Annotated in this window: 17 protein-coding genes and 1 pseudogene; 12 read left to right on the forward strand and 6 right to left on the reverse strand. The window is 64.9% G+C overall.

Features of this window, described 5'->3' with window-relative positions:
- The 3 genes and pseudogenes from N825_RS36470 to N825_RS12360 form a co-directional block, all read right to left on the reverse strand.
- Positions 1-618: pseudogene (locus N825_RS36470) on the reverse strand (hypothetical protein); the annotation flags it as partial.
- A complete protein-coding gene (gene argS / locus N825_RS12355) occupies positions 615-2,375 on the reverse strand; it encodes an arginine--tRNA ligase (protein WP_037451892.1) in 1,761 nt (586 codons plus the stop codon). The pseudogene N825_RS36470 and the gene argS, both read right to left, overlap by 4 nt.
- The gene (locus tag N825_RS12360; protein ID WP_051512203.1) at positions 2,375-3,598 is read right to left on the reverse strand and encodes a deoxyguanosinetriphosphate triphosphohydrolase; all 1,224 of its coding nucleotides are present in this window, start codon (positions 3,596-3,598) and stop codon (positions 2,375-2,377) included. The genes argS and N825_RS12360 overlap by 1 nt, the downstream gene beginning before the upstream one ends.
- Before the next feature lie 229 nt (positions 3,599-3,827).
- Here N825_RS12360 and erpA point away from each other — a divergent pair, with 229 nt between their 5' ends.
- From erpA to N825_RS12395, 7 genes are all read left to right on the forward strand, one after another.
- Positions 3,828-4,217, forward strand: coding sequence for an iron-sulfur cluster insertion protein ErpA (gene erpA / locus N825_RS12365; protein ID WP_084164679.1), 390 nt, complete (start codon positions 3,828-3,830; stop codon positions 4,215-4,217).
- Between the two features lie 222 nt (positions 4,218-4,439).
- Positions 4,440-5,609: an extracellular solute-binding protein gene (locus N825_RS12370; protein WP_084164680.1), complete on the forward strand. Its 1,170-nt coding sequence runs from the start codon at positions 4,440-4,442 to the stop codon at positions 5,607-5,609.
- 26 nt (positions 5,610-5,635) lie between these two features.
- Positions 5,636-6,706: an ABC transporter ATP-binding protein gene (locus tag N825_RS12375; RefSeq protein ID WP_037451895.1), complete on the forward strand. Its 1,071-nt coding sequence runs from the start codon at positions 5,636-5,638 to the stop codon at positions 6,704-6,706.
- Positions 6,699-7,718, forward strand: coding sequence for an ABC transporter permease (locus N825_RS12380; protein WP_084164681.1), 1,020 nt, complete (start codon positions 6,699-6,701; stop codon positions 7,716-7,718). The genes N825_RS12375 and N825_RS12380 overlap by 8 nt, the downstream gene beginning before the upstream one ends.
- Positions 7,715-8,620, forward strand: a complete 906-nt coding sequence (locus N825_RS12385; protein WP_037451898.1) for an ABC transporter permease — start codon at positions 7,715-7,717, stop codon at positions 8,618-8,620. Before N825_RS12380 ends, N825_RS12385 begins: the two co-directional genes overlap by 4 nt.
- 45 nt (positions 8,621-8,665) lie before the next feature.
- Entirely contained in the window at positions 8,666-10,048 is a 1,383-nt protein-coding gene (locus N825_RS12390) for an aminotransferase (protein ID WP_037451901.1), read from the forward strand.
- 92 nt (positions 10,049-10,140) lie between these two features.
- Positions 10,141-10,914, forward strand: a complete 774-nt coding sequence (locus N825_RS12395; RefSeq protein WP_037451904.1) for an exodeoxyribonuclease III — start codon at positions 10,141-10,143, stop codon at positions 10,912-10,914.
- A gap of 21 nt (positions 10,915-10,935) precedes the next feature.
- Here N825_RS12395 and ypfJ read toward each other — a convergent pair whose 3' ends face one another.
- Entirely contained in the window at positions 10,936-11,859 is a 924-nt protein-coding gene (gene ypfJ, locus N825_RS12400) for a KPN_02809 family neutral zinc metallopeptidase (RefSeq protein WP_425423731.1), read from the reverse strand.
- 229 nt (positions 11,860-12,088) lie between these two features.
- Here ypfJ and N825_RS12405 point away from each other — a divergent pair, with 229 nt between their 5' ends.
- Positions 12,089-12,610, forward strand: coding sequence for a hypothetical protein (locus N825_RS12405; RefSeq protein WP_037451907.1), 522 nt, complete (start codon positions 12,089-12,091; stop codon positions 12,608-12,610).
- Positions 12,611-12,617: 7 nt separating this feature from the next.
- On the opposite strand, the gene N825_RS12410 is transcribed toward N825_RS12405, so the two are convergent.
- Positions 12,618-13,439, reverse strand: coding sequence for a class II glutamine amidotransferase (locus tag N825_RS12410; protein WP_037451909.1), 822 nt, complete (start codon positions 13,437-13,439; stop codon positions 12,618-12,620).
- A 92-nt stretch (positions 13,440-13,531) separates the two neighbouring features.
- The gene (gene xylB, locus N825_RS12415) at positions 13,532-15,007 is read right to left on the reverse strand and encodes a xylulokinase (protein ID WP_037451910.1); all 1,476 of its coding nucleotides are present in this window, start codon (positions 15,005-15,007) and stop codon (positions 13,532-13,534) included.
- 145 nt (positions 15,008-15,152) lie between these two features.
- Here xylB and N825_RS12420 point away from each other — a divergent pair, with 145 nt between their 5' ends.
- The 4 genes from N825_RS12420 to N825_RS12435 all read left to right on the forward strand — a co-directional run bounded on the left by N825_RS12420 (position 15,153) and on the right by N825_RS12435 (position 17,496).
- On the forward strand, positions 15,153-16,112 hold the full coding sequence (locus N825_RS12420) for an aldose 1-epimerase (RefSeq protein WP_198038304.1): 960 nt from the start codon (positions 15,153-15,155) through the stop codon (positions 16,110-16,112).
- A 29-nt stretch (positions 16,113-16,141) separates the two neighbouring features.
- A complete protein-coding gene (locus N825_RS12425; protein WP_037451913.1) occupies positions 16,142-16,390 on the forward strand; it encodes a hypothetical protein in 249 nt (82 codons plus the stop codon).
- Positions 16,391-16,601: 211 nt separating this feature from the next.
- Positions 16,602-17,075, forward strand: coding sequence for a metal-dependent hydrolase (locus N825_RS12430; RefSeq protein ID WP_051512207.1), 474 nt, complete (start codon positions 16,602-16,604; stop codon positions 17,073-17,075).
- A gap of 157 nt (positions 17,076-17,232) precedes the next feature.
- Entirely contained in the window at positions 17,233-17,496 is a 264-nt protein-coding gene (locus tag N825_RS12435; RefSeq protein WP_037451916.1) for a hypothetical protein, read from the forward strand.
- The last annotated feature ends 43 nt before the right edge of the window (positions 17,497-17,539 follow it).

A 17,539-nucleotide genomic window follows, 5' to 3' on the forward strand; every position in this document is an offset into this window, starting at 1 on the left:
AGGCGGCGGCGCGTCGTCCTCCTCGATCAACGCCGGCTGCTCGGTCTCGGCCAAGCCAGGCGGCATCGTGATGGGCGCCGGCTCCTGCGCGGCGGCGGGAGGCTCCGGGCGCGGCAGCGGCGACTCCGGGGGCGGCAGCAGGCGCTCCACCGCGGCGGTCTCGGTGTTGCCATTCTCCGCCTTCAACCGATCGTAGATCAGCTTGTCCTGGTGCGGCACGTTCATGCCGCCGGGCTGGTCCGGCCGCAATTTGGTCGGCGTGCCGTCGGCTTTGATCAACGGCATGCCGCCCTCGGTCGTGCCGTCCTGTCCGCTGTTGTAGGTGAACCAGACGATCGCGAAAAACAGCATAAGCCCGACGGCGGCCAGGATCGGCGCCAGCAACCGTCGCCGTCCGCGCGAAGGGCGGGCGTCGGGGTTCGGCCGGTAGGAGCCGCGCTGATGACCCCTCGGCTCGACCCGCAGGTCGCGCGGCATGTATCGGGCGTCCTCCGCGGCGGGATCCGGATCGGCCGCGTAACCATCCTGGCCATAGCCGTCCTGGTAAGGATCCTGGCCCGGGTCGGTTCGGCGGGGGTCGTTCCGGTGTTGGTCGTCTCGGCGATCGTACTGGCTCATCCGCGCAGTTCCTCGACAGGCTCCACTCCCATCACACCCAGGCCGGATGCGATGACGATCGACACCGCCTTGATCAGCGCCAGCCGGGCGGTGGTCAGTTCAGGGTCTTCCTCAAGCAGGAAGCGCATGGTCGTGTCGTCCTTGCCCTTGTTCCACAGGCCGTGGAAGGCGGCGGCCAGATCGTACAGGTAGAAAGCGATGCGGTGCGCCTCGTGCGCCTGCGCCGCCGACTCGATGATCCGGGGCCAATTGGCCATCAGCTTGATCAGCGCCAGTTCCTCGGGAGCCTCCAGGCGGGACAAAGCCGCCGTGGCGGCCAGCACATCCGGACCCAGGTTCCGCTCCGGGGCCGCGGCGCTGGCGTGGCGCAGGACGGAATGGCACCGGGCATGCGCGTACTGCACATAGAACACCGGATTGTCCTTCGACTGCTCCGTCACCTTGGCGAAGTCGAATTCCAGCGTCTGGTCGTTACGCCTCGTCAGCATGATGAAGCGGACGACATCGCGGCCCACTTGGTCGATGACGTCGCGCAGCGTCACGAAGGTGCCGGCCCGCTTCGACATCTTGACCGGCTCGCCGTTCTGGAGCAGGTGGACGAGCTGGCAGATCTTGGCGTCCAGCGTTCCCTGCCCGCCGGTCACCGCCGTGGTCGCCGCCTGCATCCGCTTGACATAGCCGCCATGGTCGGCGCCCAGCACGTCGATCAGCACGGAACTGCCGCGCCGGAACTTGTCCAGGTGATAGGCGATGTCGTTGGCGAAATAGGTCCAGCTGCCGTCCGACTTCTTCAGCGGGCGGTCCACGTCGTCGCCGAATTGGGTGGCGCGGAACAAGGTCTGCGGCCGCGGCTCCCAATCGTCGGGCTTCTTGCCCTTGGGCGGCTCCAGGACACCCTGGTAGATCAGGTCCTGGTCGATCAGCGATTGATAGGCGTCCTCGACGGCGCCGCTGGCGATCAGCGCCCGCTCGGACGAGAAGATCTGCTTCCGCACGCCCAGCGCCGCCAGATCCTCCTTGATGCCGATCAGGATCCGCTCGATCGCGAAATCGCGGATGGCGGGCAGCCACTCGGATTCGGGAGCGTCCAGCCACTTCGATCCATCGCGCTCGACCAGATCCGCCGCGACATCCTTCAGGTACTCGCCCGGATACATGCCGGCCGGAACCTCGGCGACGGTCTCGCCCAGGGCTTCCCGATAGCGCAGATAGGTCGAGCGGCCGAGCACCTCGACCTGCGCGCCGGCGTCGTTGATGTAGTATTCGCGGGTGACGGTGTATCCCGCCTTCTCCAAAAGGGAGGCCAGAGCGTCACCGACCACGGCGCCGCGCGCGTGCGCCGCGTGAAGCGGGCCGGTCGGGTTGGCCGAGACGTATTCGATATTGACGGCGGTGCCGGCGCCGACGCTGCTGTTGCCATAGGTGACACCCGCCACCAGGATGTCGCCGACGCGCTGGCGCCACGTGTCGTCCGACAGGCGCAGGTTGACGAATCCCGGTCCCGCGATCTCCACCGACGTGACATCGGCCAACCCCTGGAGGCGCGCCACCAGCAGGTCGGCGATCTCGCGCGGCTTTCGTCCAGCCTGCTTGGCCAGCACCAGCGCCGCGTTGGTCGACAGGTCGCCATGGGACGCGTCGCGCGGCGGCTCCACCGTCACCTTGGAAAGGTCGAGCCCAGCCGGAAGCTCCCCGTTGGCGGCGAGGTCATCCAGGATGACGCGAAGATCTTTGGCGAACTCGTTGAACAGATTCATCAGGTCTTGGATTCCATGTCGAACATCCGCTCATACTCCGCCAAGGCGAAGCGATCGGTCATGCCTGCGATATAATCGGCCACCAGCCGGGCGCGGGACGTGTCGTCGCTGGCGCCCATCGCCGCCAGGTCAACCTGCCACTCCGTCGGCAGGCATTCCGGCTCGGCCATGAACAGCCCGAACAACTCGGAGACTACACGTCGCGTCTTGCTGGTGACGCGGTTCACTTTGTAGTGGCGGTACATGCGCTGTTTCAGGAATCCGCGCAAGACCCGATCATGCTCCCTCATCCCGTCACCGAAGGCGACCAGCGCGCGGGGCGCGCTCCGCACCTCCGCGGCCGATCGGGGATCGACTTCCGCGATCCGCCGCCGGGTCTCGGCGATCAGGTCGGTGACCATCAGGTCGATCATGCGACGGATCGTCTCGTGGATCATTCGGGTATGATCCAGGCCGGGATACCGGTCGCGCAATCCGGCGATGATGCCATCCAGCGGCGGCAGTTCGGCGATCTCATCCAGCGTGAAAAGCCCGGCGCGAACCCCATCATCGATGTCGTGATTGTTATAGGCGATGTCGTCGGCCAAGGCCGCGACCTGCGCCTCCATTCCGGGGTTGGTGCCCAACTCGAGGTCCCACACCTCCTGGAACTCGCGGATCGTCGTCGGCAGCCTATGGCCCGGCAGTTCCGGCAGCAGCGGGCCGTTGTGCTTGACCACGCCTTCCAGCGTCTCCCACGTCAGGTTCAGCCCGTCGAACTCGGCGTAGCGGCGTTCCAGCCGCGTCAGGATGCGCAGGGTCTGGTCATTGTGGCTGAAGCCCCCGTAGGGACGCATAGCCTCGTTGAGAGCCTCCTCACCCGCGTGTCCGAAGCAGGTATGCCCCAGGTCGTGAGCCAGCGCCACCGCCTCCGCCAGATCCTCGTTCAATCCAAGCGTGCGGCTTACCGACCGGGCGATCTGGGCCACCTCGAGGCTGTGGGTCAGGCGGGTGCGATAATAGTCGCCCTCGTGATAGACGAAGACCTGCGTCTTGTATTTCAGCTTGCGGAACGCGCCGGAATGGAGGATGCGGTCGCGATCGCGTTGGAAGACCGATCGCGTCGGACTCTCCGGCTCCGGCTTCAGCCGGCCGCGCGTCTGGTCCGGCCGGCACGCGAACACCGCCGATCCGGGCGAAAGCGCGCCCGGTCCTGTCCGGAGAAGGGATTGATCAGCGATCATGACCGGACACTACCGATTGTGGGGCATGGATTTCAATGACCATCGCTATTCGTTAACCAGCCCGTTAACCAGCGCGACCTATTGACCGGCGGTGGTTCCGGCCCTTTGAAGAATTGGTTGGGTCTGCTTACATAAGGAACTGATATGGGGTACGGACGACAATCCCGACATGGGCGTTTTTCAAGCCCGTTTCCGACTTTCAATCTTTGGCTTTGACCAGGAGCAGACCATGGCCGATACGGCGCTCAACACTCCGCAGATCGATACCGCAGCGGCGGCGGGCCTGGGCGCTCGGGCTCTCGCCATCTCCGACAGCGCCGCCAAGCGTGTCGCCGTCCTCCGCCAGATGGAGGGGGATGACGCGCTGATGCTTCGCATCACCGTTTCGGGCGGCGGCTGCTCTGGTTTCCAGTACGGCTTCGGCTTCGACAAGGCGGTCAACGAGGACGACCACGTGTTCGAGCACATGGGCGTTGGCGTCGTCACCGACGATGCTTCGCTCGACCTGCTCAACGGCTCGGTCATCGATTTCGTCGAGGATCTGATGGGAGCGTCCTTCCAGATCAAGAACCCCAACGCCACCGCATCCTGCGGCTGCGGATCGTCCTTCGCGGTCTGAGCGCGGCACGCCCGCCAGCGCCGGACCTCCTGGGGTCCGGCGTGGAACCATCGCCAAGTGACCTCACGAAACGACATTCGATGAATTTCGCCGCAAACCAACCCGCGTTTGCCTAAAATCAGTTCAATGCCCCTATGATCTTTATTGATCGTCCCGTCAAAGTCCGCTGGCCCGCATCCTGCATCCCCGCCGATGCAAACCAACACGGGCTAGGGGCTGATCATGAGCGGTGGAACCAAGTCGAATGACAGCGTGGAGACGATGCGCGCGGCCAAGGCGTTCACGCGCCGCACCCTTCTGAAAGCTTCGGTCGCGGCGGGAGCCATCGCGGCCACGGGACCCTGGATCGTCCGCGACGCCCTGTCGTCCTCCGGTCAGTTGAACCTGCTCAACTGGAGCGACGAGCTGCCCGATCCGGTGATCCCGGACTTCGTGGCGAAGACCGGCATCAAGGTCAACACGACCCCGTTCTCCCAGAACGAGGAGCAGATCAACAAGCTCCAGGCGACCGGTGGCGAGGGCTTCGACCTGTGCGCCCCGACCCGCGACCGCGCTCCCCAGTTCCAGGAACTGGAATTGCTGGCGCCGTTCGACACCAACAAGCTGAAGCTCGACCAGTTGCTGCCGGCGATGCTCCAGGCCTCCACCAGCGTCTGGACCTGGGACGGTGGGCTCTACCATCTGCCGCACACGTGGGGATCGGAGGCCATCTCGTGGCGCACCGATCTCACCAAGCTCGACTACAAGACGCTCAGCTACGGCTCCCTGTGGGAGGAGCAGTACAAGGGCAAGGTCCAGGGCCGGCCGCACTCGCTGCTGCTCGGTATCGGACTGTGGCTCGACGCGACAGGCAAGCTGCCGTCCAACCGCATGCTCGACGCTTTCAAGGACGAGGAGTCGATGACCCGGATCTACGACCAGATCCTCAAGGTCGCGATCGAGAAGAAGCCCTGGATCAAGCAGTTCTGGGACAGCGCCGACAACACCAAGTCCGGCCTGATGGAGAACGGCGTCGTCATCGGCATGACCTGGGACGGCCCGGCGCTCAGCCTCAAGAAGGACGGCAAGCCGGTCTCCTACATGGCTCCCCAGGAAGGCGCCATCGCGTGGCTCGACGGCTGGGCGATGACCAAGGAAGCCAAGAACATCGACCAGATCTACGAGTGGCTGAACTACGTCCATTCGCCCGCGGTGTCGGCCAAGATCGCCGATGGCTCTGGCTACAACCCCGTCTCCAAGGGGGCCGGCGACTTGCTGTCCGATGTCGCCAAGAAGAACTTCCTGGAGGCCTTCCCCAGCGACGCCGTCGACAAGTTGTGGAACCGGCCGCCGGAGCCCTCCTGGTTCGCCGAACTGCGCACCCAGTACGCCGAGAAGTACAAGGCGGCGTGAGCCTAGCTTCCGGAGGGAAAAGCTCCATGGCGGCAGCCGTCGAATTGGACAAGGTCAGCATCCGCTTCGGCGACTTCACCGCGGTGGATGACGCGACGCTGGCGATCGAACCTGGCGAGTTCTTCAGCTTCCTCGGCCCTTCGGGCTGCGGGAAGACGACCTTGCTGCGGACGATCTCCGGCTTCATCGAACCCACGGACGGCAGTGTCCGGATAGGCGGGGCGGACATGCGGGGGCAGGGTCCCAACAGCCGCCCGACCGCGCTGATCTTCCAGAACCTGGCCCTATTCCCGATGATGTCGGTGGCGGAGAACATCGCCTACGGCCTCCGGGTTCGGGGCACCTCCAAGACCGAGCGGCGCAAGGTGGCGGACCGGTTGCTCGACTTGATCGCCCTGCCCGGCCAAGGCGACAAGCGGATCGACGAGTTGTCCGGCGGACAGAAGCAGCGGATCGCCATCGCCCGCGCGCTGGCGGTCGAGCCCAAGGTGCTGCTGCTGGACGAGCCGCTGTCCGCCCTGGACCTGAAGCTGCGCCATCACATGCGGAACGAGCTTCGGGCGATCCAACGGCGCGTCGGCATCACCTTCATCTACATCACCCACGACCAGGGCGAGGCTCTGACCATGTCGGACCGCGTCGCGGTGATGAACAAGGGGGTGATCGAACAGGTGGCCGACGGTCGCACCCTGTACGAGACGCCGCGAACCGCCTTCGTCGCCTCCTTCGTGGGCGAGAACAACGCCTTCATCGGCACCGTCGCCGAAACGGATGGGGATATCGCCCAAGTCGCCAGCCCGGCCGGCCCGCTGTCGGGCCGCAATCTGCGGAAGCTGCGCCGAAGCTCGGAGGCCGTGCTGTTCGTGCGGCCGGAGGCCCTGTTCGTCGACGCCGAAGGTCCCCTCGCCGCCCGCACCGGCGAGGTCGCCTATGAGGGCAGCCAGACCCACGCCACATTCACCTTGAGTGGCGGCGGTACCGTCACCGTCACCTTCGGACGCGGCGAGACCGTTCCGGAGCCCGGCGCCCACGTCCGTCTCGGCTTCGCCCCGGAGGACGCCATCGTGCTCCCGCGCGAGGGCTACGCCGATGCATAGCAGTGTCGGACACGCCTTGATCCTGGCGCTGCCGGTGGTCGTCGTCGCGTTCTACGCCATGACCGCCTGGCTGGAACGCCGCCGCGCCGGGGCCAACGCCCCCATCTCGTTCTTCAAGCGGAATGGCATCGCGGTCTCGATCTACCTGATCGCGGCGGTGACGCTATGGACGATCCTCATGATCGTCCTGCCCCAGCTCTACATGATCGACCTGTCGTTCCGGCCGAAGCTGCCGCCCAACCAGATGGGGGGGCCGAAGGACCTCTATACGCTGGAGAACTACCAGTATTTCCTGTTCGGCTCGACCCGCTCGACGGCGCAGTGGAACATCATCCACATCAAGGCCTTCGCGCTGACCATCGGCGCCTCGATCGTGGTCACGGCCTTCAATCTGGCGCTGTGCTACCCCGTAGCCTTCTACATGGCCAAGGTCAGCACGCCGGCGCGCCTGCGCCTGTTGATGCTGATGCTGATCGCACCCTACTGGGTCAACGAGATCCTGCGCGCCTTCGCGATCCGAATCCTGTTGGCCTCGTCCGGAGTGGTCAACCAGGCACTGATCGGCCTGGGATTGGTCGATCAGCCCGTCGACTTCCTGGGTCTCGACATCGGGATGTACGCCGGCCTGTCCTACGCCTACCTGCTGATGATGGTCTTCCCGCTCTACAACGCTATCGAGAGCCTGGACCGCAACCAGATCGAGGCGGCGCGCGATCTGGGCGCCCCTTGGTGGCACATCCACGCCTTCATCGTGCTGCCCCACGCCAAACCGGGCATCGCGTCCGGCTGCACGCTGGTCTTCATGCTGACGGCGGGCGCCTTGGCCGCTCCGCTGATCCTGGGCGGTCCCAGCACCTTGTGGTTCACCCCGATCGTCTATGACCGCTTCTACCAAGCCTTCAACTGGTCGCAGGGCGCCGCCTACGCGCTGCTGCTGTTGCTGGCCTGCATCCTGTTCGTCCTGGCGGCGATGCGGATCGGCAAGCTGAGCCTGGGGGAGATCACGCGATGACCGGACAGTTGGTCAACCGGTGGCTGATCGGGATCTATCTCGCCGGGTTCTTCACCTATCTGTTCGGTCCGCTGATCGTGATGGGGATCACCGCGTTCAACAGCTCGAACTATCCGGCGGTGGTGCCGTTCGAAGGCGCCACGCTGGAGTGGTTCCGGATATTGTTGTCCGACGGCGAGGTGGTCCAGGGGCTCCGGACAAGCCTGCTGATCGGCGTGCTGGTGGTCTGCGTCTCGGTTCCGGTGGGGCTGGCGGGAGCGATCGTCCTGACCCAGATCCACGCCCGCGCCCGGCCGCTTTATTATCTGGTCGTCGTCTCGCCGGTGCTGACGCCGGGCGTCATCATCGGCATCTCGACAGTGATCTTCTGGCGCGACGTCACCCAGACCACCGGCATCAGGATGTTCTACGACGGCATCGTGATGACGGTGCTGTCGCAGTCCAGTTTCATCTCGGCCTATTGCATGCTGATCCTGCTGGCGCGGCTGCAACGCTTCGACCGCTCGCTGGAGGAGGCGGCGCTCGACTTGGGCGCCACCCACGCCCAGGTGTTCCGCGACGTGCTGCTGCCGTTCCTGCGCCCCGCCATGCTGTCGGCGTCGGTGCTGGCCTTCCTGGCGTCGTTCGAGAACTATAACACCACCACCTTCGCCATCCTGGCGGACAAGACGCTGACAACCGTCCTGGCCGGACGGGTGAGGCAGGGCTCGACCCCCGCGATCAGCGCGCTCGCCGTGATGATCGTGGCGATCACCGTCGCGGCCGCCGTCGCCTACGAGATCCTCAAGCGCCGTGACGACGCCCGCCGCAAGGCCCGCAAAGCGGCGGCCGCCGCCGAGGAGGGCCGGGACTTGACCCCGGTGGTCGTCGGCGGCGCTCCCCAGTCCGCCATGGCCGATTGAGGCGCCGTCACAAGCTCGAGACCCCATCCGTTGATCTGAAGAGGCATGATGTTCTCCCCCACTCTCCCGAACTCCTACGACGCCCGCGACCGCGCTTCCCTGATCCACCAGCAGACCGACCTGAAAGCCTATCGGGACGACGGTGGAACCCTGATGAAGCGGGGCGAGGGCATCTGGGTGTTCGACGAATCGGGTAACCGCTACCTGGAGGCGATGGCCGGCCTGTGGAGCGCGTCGCTGGGCTTCTCGGAGAAGCGGCTGGCGGAGGCCGCCTACAAGCAGATGCTGGAACTGCCCTATTACCACACGTTCTTCGGCAAGGGGAACCTGCCCAGCGTCGACTTGGCCGAGAAGCTGCTGTCGATCGCCCCGAAGCCGATGTCCAAGGTGCTGTTCCAGTGCTCCGGCTCGGAGGCGAACGACGCCGCCATCAAGCTGGTCTGGTACTATCACAACGCGATCGGCAAGCCGGAAAAGAAGAAGATCATCGGCCGGGTGCGCGGCTACCACGGCAACACCGTCGCCTCGGTCAGCGCGTCGGGCCAGCCGCACATGCACAGCGATTTCGACGTGCCGCTGCCGATGTTCCGGCACGCCGACAATCCCAACTACTACCGTTTCCACGAGGACGGCGAGAGCGAGGAGGACTTCTCCAGCCGGATGGCGGCGAACCTGGAGGCGCTGATCCTGGCCGAGGGGCCGGAGACGGTCGCCGCCTTCATCGCCGAACCGGTCCAGGGCGGCGGCGGCGCCATCACGCCGCCAGCCGGGTACTTCGACAAGATCCAGCCGATCCTCCGCAAATACGACATCCTGTTCCTGGTGGACGAGGTCATCTGCGGCTTCGGCCGCACCGGCAACCTATGGGGTAGCGAGACCTATGGGCTGGTGCCCGACATGGTCTCCTGCGCCAAGGCGCTGTCGGCCTCCTACCAGCCGATCTCGGCACTGATGATCTCGGAACCGATCTACGAGGCCCTGGTCAGCGAGAGCGACAAGCTCGGCAGCTTCGGCCATGGTTACACTTATGGCGGCCATCCCGTCGCCTGCGCCGTCGCCTTGGAGACGCTGAGGATCTACGAGGAGCGCGACATCGTCGGCCATGTCAGGCGCGTCTCGCCGGTCATGCAGGAAGGCTTCAAGGCCCTGGAGGACCACCCGCTGGTCGGCAACGCGCGCGGCGTCGGCCTGATCGCGGGCGTCGAGTTGATGGCCGATAAGGCCGCCCGCCAGCCCTTCGATCCGGCCCGCAAGGTCGGGACGCTGGTCCAGGGCAAGTGCCAGGAGGTCGGCTTGATCGTCCGCGCCATCGGCGACCGCATCGCCTTCACCCCGCCGCTGATCATCACCGACGACGAGGCGGCCGAAATGTGCTCCCGCTTCGCCAAGGGTCTAGACGCGGCATGGTCGGAGCTGAAGGCGGGTTGATCGAAACCAAGCCTTGAGTTCCGTCCCCGGTTCGTCTTCCATGCCGGCCTTCGAGCGCATGATCCGCCAAGGCCGTCAGGGAAGACCACCGCATGAGAATCGCCACCTGGAACGTCAATTCCGTCAAAGCCCGCCTGCCGAACGTGCTGGGCTGGCTGGAACGGACCTCGCCGGACGTCGTCCTGTTCCAGGAGATCAAGTGCGAGACCGCCTCGTTCCCCAAGGCGGAATTCGAGAAGCTGGGCTATCACTGCGCCGTCGTCGGACAGAAGAGCTACAACGGCGTGGCGTTGCTGTCGAAGCAGCCAGCCGAGGACGTGCTCGAGCACCTGCCCGGCGATCCAGAGGATGTACAGGGCCGCTATGTCGAGGCGACGGTCTCCGGCGTCCGCGTCGCGTCAATCTACCTGCCCAACGGCAATCCGGTGGGAACGGAGAAATACCCGTACAAGCTTCGCTGGATGGAACGCCTGCGGGCCCACGCGGCCGGGCTGCTCTGGACGGAACAGCCCTTCGTGCTCGGTGGCGACTACAACGTCATTCCCGCCGTAGAGGACGTCTATGATCCCCAGGCGTGGGAAACCGACGCCTTGTTTCGTCCAGAGACGCGGGCCCAATTCCGGGCCTTGCTCAACCTCGGCCTGACCGAGGCATTCCGCGCGCTGCACCCAGACGAGATCAAGGCCTATACCTTCTGGGATTATCAGGCCGGCCGCTGGCCACGCGACCAGGGCATCCGGATTGATCATTTCCTGCTGTCGCCCCAGGCGGCCGATCGGTTGGTCGCCTGCGACATCGACCGCGGGCCGCGCGGCGAGGAAAAGGCGTCCGACCACACCCCCGTCGTGCTCGAATTGGCCGACTGAGGCGCCTCGGCCTCCTTTGCCTCAGCCTCCCTTGAACGTGTCACAGGAGTTGGGGGCTCCGGCTTCCAGCCCACGGCGGAACCACTCGACGCGCTGGGCGGAGCTGCCGTGGGTGAAGCTGTCGGGCGTGATCCTCCCGGTCGCCCGCTCCTGGAGTCGATCGTCGCCGACGGCGCTGGCGGCGTTCAGCGCCTCGTCGATGTCGCCGGGTTCCAGCACCTGATCCTGCTGGGCCATGTGATAGGCCCAGATGCCGGCGAAGCAGTCGGCTTGCAGTTCCAACCGCACCGACAACGCGTTCGCGTCGGCGCGTGACGATTGCTGTTGGGCCGCTTGGACATCGCGCGAGACACCCAACAGGTTCTGGACGTGGTGACCAACCTCGTGGGCGATCACATAGGCCTGCGCGAAGTCGCCCGGCGCGCCCATGCGGTTGCGAAGATCCCGGTAGAAATCCAGGTCGATGTAGAGCTTCCGGTCCGCCGGGCAGTAGAACGGGCCCATGGCCGCCTGGGCCGACCCGCAAGCCGACTGCACGGCGCCGCTGAACAGCACCAGCACGGGTTGCTCATACTGTCTGCCGGATTGGGCAAAGATCTCGCCCCAGACGTCCTCAGTCTCGGCCAGCACGACGCTGACGAAGCCGCTCAGATCCTGGTCGTTGCCGGACCGGGGCGCCGAGGCCGAATTGGTGCGGACGGGTGGTTCCTCGACGTAGCCACCGTTCAGCAGGACGCTGGGATCGAACCCGAATACCAAGCCCAGCAACAGGATGACCACCGTCCCGGCCAACCCGATGCCGCCGGTCCGCATGCCGCGGCCGCCGAGCATGCCTCCTGGTAGCCCCGACCTTCCCATGGGTCCCGAATCACCACGACGGTCCTCGACGTTATCGCTCTGCCGGCGCCCTTGCCAACGCATCCCATGCCCCCCGGTGAAGTTCATCAATCAGCCAACAACCCAGGCTTGATCGTTGAACTGAAACCATCGAGCGGACGGAATGGGCTCAGTTATCGGAAGGTGATAAATTTCGGCGTCGAAGGGCCGAGCGCCGGCCAAGCGATGATTTGCCACGGTATGCGAGGACCGTTGTCGATATCGCGAGACACCCCAAGGTTCTATACCTCATTCTGGCGGATGGACCGGTCCCGGTTCGCTTTGGGGGTCGAAAGATTTGGCGCGGCACAGCAAGAGCACTCCCCCGACGCGGCACGAGATCGCCACCATGCTGTCGGCCTTGGAGACACAGGCGCGGCAGGCCGCGGCCTTGGCGGAGCGGGCGCATCACGAGGCCAGCCGCGATTCGTTCTCCGGCTACTTCCGGTTCCGCGCCAAGGTAGACGAATTCCAGGCGCTGATCGCCCTGATCGAGGAACGGCTGAGCCGCGTGGCTGACGAGCACGCGGCCGAGCTGAACGGCAAGTTCCAGCAACTCGATACCGTGATGCTGGTGATGCTGGTCCGCACCAGCACCCGCTTCTATACGATGCTGGACAAAGCCGTCGTCCTGCCCTTGGGCGCACGCGAGCTTTTCCTGCCGGAGCTACGGACCCTGACCGAGGTCCGTGATCGACTGATGGGCCAGCCCGAACCCGTCAGCCAAATGACGTCCGGCTTGGTCGAGTCGCTGGACGTCGCGCTCGTCCTGATCGAGGCGCTGGTGCAGCGTGCTCCCAGCCTGCCGGATTTCGGCTAGGACTTGTTCATTTCGGCGACGGATCGAACGGGTGCAGTTCCACCCTGCCTCCCGTCGCCGTCAGCATGTGACCTTCCGGAACCTCGTGCCAGACCGCTTCGATCGCGTCCAGCGGCTCGGACAGGATCAGCACGTCGCCTTGGGTACTCTCGAACCTGCAACATCCCTGGTCCACGCTGATGCCGCCACCCGACGCGTAGAACAGCGTCGGCGAGGCGTGATCGCTGGAATGGCGGAGGGCGAACATCCTCTCGCCATCGGTCAGGCAGGCGGTCAGGCGCAAGGGTTCGATGATGCCATGCGCCGCCATGACGTCCTGGATCTGGCGGCAAGTTCGCGCGAAGGCGTCGTCGACGTTATCGGTCACGCCATTGGTCAACAACAGGTAGAAGATCACTTCGCTGTCGGTGCTGCCCTCACGGAAGGGATAGAGGTCGTCGGCGATCAGGTTCTCGATCGCTCGCCGCACGACCGCCCAGCCTCCGATCTGTCCATTGTGCATGAACAACCAGCGATCGTAGCGGAAGGGATGGCAGTTCACCCTGGCCGTCGACGTGCCGGTGGAGGCGCGGACATGGGCGAAGAACAGGCCCGACTTGATCTGTTCGGATACGGAACGAAGGTTCAGGTCGTTCCAGGCCGGCATGGTGTCCCGGTAGAGGCCCGGCTTCCGCAAATGTCCGTACCATCCCAGCCCGAAGCCATCGCCGTTGGTTGGCACGTGGCCACGCTGCGCCGACAGCGACTGGTGGATCAGCGAGTTGACCGGTTTGAACAGGAGGGTGTCGATCTGGATCGGACGGCCCTGATAGGCCAGCCAACGGCACATGGTCGCTCCGCTAAATCGTTCTGCCCTGGACGGGGTTTGAGGTCCGAACCCCCATCCGACCATAATAGGTAAAGGTTAACCATATGGCCAAATCATGACGCCACCCGAGTCCGAAACAGGCCCGAGAGACCTTGGTACACCTCTCGGTATAATGCCAATTTGGACGCGTGCCGCTCGGTGGCGGCCCCGTCCGGCTCGATCACGAAATCGGTGGGCGGTGCCAGGCAGACCTCGTTCATGTCCTCTCCGGTCACCGCCAGGCGGCCCAGGCGGGCGGCGCCGAAGGCCGGGCCAACCTCGCCACCTTTGTGATACGTCAAGGGTCTCCCCAGAACGTCGGCCAGGATGCGGCCCCACAGGCGACTCCGCGCACCTCCGCCGATGACCGATATCGCGCCGATCTCGGTGCCTGACTCGGCGAGCACCGCCTGCCCGTCGGCGAAGGCGAAGGCCACCCCCTCCAGCACGGCGCGGGCCAGATCGACACGGTCGTGATCATGGGTGAGACCGAAGAACACGCCCTTGGCGTCCGGATCGTTGTGGGGCGTACGCTCGCCGGACAGGTACGGCAGGAACAGCAGCGAGCCGGTGTCGCGATCGGCCGCCTCCACTTCGGCTAGCAATGCGGCTTCGCTCGACGCTCCTGTCAGGCGCGTCACCCAAGTCAGGCAACTCGCGGCGCTGAGGATCACCGACATCTGGTGCCAGAGACCCGGGAAGCAGTGGCAGAAGGCATGGACGCCGCGCGCTGGATTGGGCGCGAATCCATCATTGGCGACGAACAGCACGCCGGATGTGCCGAGCGATAGGAAGGCCGATCCGGGCTTCAACACTCCGACTCCGGCGGCCCCGGCCGCGTTGTCGCCACCACCGCCCGCGACCTCGACGGACGCTCCCATCCCCCAGCCGGCCGCCACCTCGGGTAAGAGCAATCCCGTCGGCTCGGAGCCTTCGAACAGTTCGGGCATCTCGCCCTCGTCCAGGTCGGTGGCGGCGAGAAGTTCGGGAGACCAGCGCCGCCCCGCCACGTCGAGCCACAGGGTGCCGGCGGCGTCGGACATATCGGATGCGTAACGACCGGTCATTCGCAAGCGCACGTAGTCCTTGGGCAGCAGCACCTTGGCGACGTCGCGGAAGATCTCGGGCTCGTGGCGGGCAACCCACAGCAGCTTCGGCGCCGTGAAACCCGGCATCGCCAGATTGCCGGCGATCTCCGGAAGGCTTGGCATCCGGCGGGTCAATTCGACGCATTCGGCACCGCTGCGGCCATCGTTCCAGAGGATGGCGGGGCGTAGGACCCGATCCCGCCCGTCCAGAAGGGTGGCGCCATGCATCTGTCCCGACAGCCCGATGCCCGACACCTGGGCCATCTCCGCCGGATGTGAGCGGCGCAGCTCCGTCGCCACCGAATTGGTGGCGCGCCACCAGCTCTCCGGGTCCTGTTCCGACCACAAGGGGTGCGGCCGCGAGACCGTCAGCGGCGCCACGGCCTGGGCCACCACCTTCTGATCGGCGTCGACCAACACCGCCTTGACGCCTGATGTGCCCAAATCGATCCCAAGAAACACGTGCCGCCTCCCTGCCCTCTCACCGCACCGCGATATCGGCTATTCCGATCTCGCGGGCGCGTCTTTCATTTGCCGTTAGGCTATGTCATATCCGCCATTCACGACAACGCCGCAACCAGTCCGAGGCGCACTGATGGCAGAACCAGTGGCAGATTCACTGGCCGAGGCGATGGCGAATACAGTCGCGGATTCCGGGGACGGTTCCGCGACGCCGTTGGTCCTTCGCCGTGGACCCCTGGAATGCGCGCTCAGCCCCCAGTGTGGCGGCTCGATCATCCGCCTGCTGTTGCACCGTGGCGACCTGCCGCCGCTCCACCTGTTGCGCCCCGCCCAGCCGCACGCCATCGACCGATGCCAGCCGGCCGACCTGTCCTGCCATCCCCTCGTTCCGTTTTCGAACCGAATCGCCGGAGGGCACTTCACGTTCCATGGATTGGCCGTCGACCTGCCGCCCAACGCGCCATTCATCCCGGACGTGATCCATGGCCACGGCTGGCAGACGCCCTGGACGGTGGTCGATCGGAACGATCAGACGGCTTCCCTGGCGTTCGATCATGGCGCCGATGCGTGGCCCTACCCGTACCGGGCCACCCAGCGGTTCGAGATCACCGATGATAGCCTGACCATCACGATGGGGATGACCAATACCGGCGATGTTCCAATGCCCGCCGGGCTCGGTCTGCACCCTTTTTTCCCAAAGCCGCACGGGACCCGGCTGACAGCCCAGCTCGAGAGTGTTTGGCTGGGCGACGACGCGCGAATTCCGACCGAACTGGTGCCCTTGCCGCTGGCTTGGGATTTCCCGCATGGCATCACTCTTGACGACGTGGTCATCGACAACAACTTCACCGGCTGGAATGGACACGCTCGGATCGATTGGCCGGGAATGGGGGTCGGCCTGACGGTCACGGCGACGGTGCCATTCCGCCATGCCGTCGTCTATGCCCCCCACAATCAGGACTACTTCTGCTTCGAGCCGGTCAGCCATATGACGAACGCTGTCAATCGGGTGGCGACAGGCGAGACTGGCACCGGGTTCGCGGAACTGGCACCGGGAGAAACTTTTGGCGGCTCGATCAGTTTCACGGTGGAAGCGTCGAACTGATCGAGCCGGCGTCGACTTGGGGAACCAACATGAGTGAAGCGGCAGACAGCTTGAACAGCGCCGCCGACGCGGTCAGCGACTTCGCGGCCGACGCGGGCACCGCCCTGAATACCATCTCATCGGGTTGCTCCGGCTTGTGGGACGCCGGGATATCGGCGTTCCAACTAGCCTTGGATGGCAGGAACGGCGAAGCCATGGCAGTGATGTTCGGCCCAAGCCTCAGTTGCTACGACAGCGTGGTCGCGGCGCTAATGGGCCTGTTTCCCTTCCTGTCCTAATCTACGACGCCATCTCACGACTGTCGTTCACCGGCCGCGCGGCGCGTGTTCAGCGACTTGGCGCCCAGCCACCAAATCGCCCTGATGTTCAGCTTTAGTTCTGTGGATAATTGCGATAGACTCATAATGGAATCAATATTTTATCGCGTGCGGTTCAGATGTCTTCTCAGGCTGGTCGGGTATCCCATCGAAGCGAAGCCGGAGGCGCCCCATGATGGCGGGCTCCCACGCCCTGATCGGCTCCGCGTCATGGCTCTATCTGGCCCACGACATGGGGTTGCCTCTGCTCGATCCCGTGGCGCTTGGTCTGGCGATCCTTGGATCCCTGGGACCTGACATAGACCACCCGAAATCATGGGTCGGCCGGCGCCTCAAATTCATCTCGATACCGGTATCGAAGATATTCGGACATCGCGGTGTCACGCATTCCCTGCTCGCCGTCGTGGGATGCGTTTCGGCTTTGCGCTGGGACGGCCAGCAGTGGCATCACACGCTGCCGTTCATCATCGGCTACGCCAGTCATTTGGTCGCCGACCTCATCACCCCCGCCGGACTATGTCTCGCGTGGCCTTTGCGTCGGACATTCGCCTTTCCTTTGATTAAAACGGGTTCCTTCGCGGAACAGGCGCTGGTCACGGTTGTGGCCGGCTGGCTTTACGCGCAGGCGCTAGGCGCCTGTGGTTGAAAATTCGAACGTGGATTGTGTGTCGCAGCAAAGCCGACGGCGTTAGCCCGCATGACGGTGACCAATGTCGTATGGAAGTCTTGGTCGTGGCTCGGCGATAGCGCATATGCATGCCACGGAGTCGATCCAATAACCATAAAACAATTCGGGGGAATAGATGGACGATCAGCCTCTGCGGACGGTCAATGAAAGCACCGCCATGCGCGCCGCGCTTATCCACCTGATGTTGCTGGACGACTATATCGGCGTCGTGCTGAGCCGCGCGGAGGCTTGTGAACCCGGATTCCTGCGCGAGAGCTTGATCGAGTATGTCGGGACGCTTCAACGTGAACGGCTGACATACTACAGGATCGGACTTCAGCGGACCCGCGACGGAGACGATGCCGCCGACCAGGATGCGTCTTTCGAAAAGGCGGCTTGAAGCAAGGCGCCGGTGGCGCCGCCGGTTGGCGATCCGGCGGCGC

Origin of the sequence: Skermanella stibiiresistens SB22 (assembly GCF_000576635.1) — a bacterium.
Lineage (GTDB): Bacteria > Pseudomonadota > Alphaproteobacteria > Azospirillales > Azospirillaceae > Skermanella > Skermanella stibiiresistens.